The following is a 514-nucleotide window of genomic DNA, read 5'->3' on the forward strand; positions in this document are numbered from 1 at the left end:
CCCTGTTCCGGGTGGAGTGGACGGCGGTGGCTGCGGCCGGGTCGTTCGACGACTGGCTGTTGCTGGGTGAGGGTGCGCAGGTGTTCGCGGACCTTGCCGGGCTGGGAGTTGCGGTTGTCGAGGGTGGTGAGGTTCCGGCGGCGCTGGTGGTGCCGTGTACGGAGGTGGCCGAGGGTGATGTGGCTGCTGGGGTGCATGAGTCCACCGGCCGGGTGCTGGGGCTGTTGAAGGAGTGGCTGGCGGACGAGCGGTTCGCTCAGTCGCGTCTGGTGTTCTTGACCCGGGGTGCGGTCGCGGCCCGCTCCGGGGAGGGTGTGTCGGATCTGGTGCACGCCGCTGTGCGGGGTCTGGTGCGTTCGGCGCAGTCGGAGAATCCGGGCCGGATCGTGCTGGTCGATGTCGACGTCGACGGTGATGTGCGCGAGGGTGTCTCGGCCGCGCTGGCTTCGGGTGAGTCCGAGGTTGCGGTGCGGGAGGGTGTGGTGCTGGTGCCGCGTCTGGCTCGGGCCGCTGT

At 70.2% G+C, this 514-nt stretch carries 1 protein-coding gene; it reads left to right on the top strand.

All coding sequences use genetic code 11. The features are described from left to right. A partial coding sequence (locus AQI95_RS43670; RefSeq protein ID WP_425264977.1) for a SpnB-like Rossmann fold domain-containing protein occupies positions 1–514 on the top strand: 514 nt, incomplete at both ends.

Origin of the sequence: Streptomyces yokosukanensis (genome assembly GCF_001514035.1) — a bacterium.
Taxonomy (GTDB): Bacteria; Actinomycetota; Actinomycetes; order Streptomycetales; family Streptomycetaceae; genus Streptomyces; species Streptomyces yokosukanensis.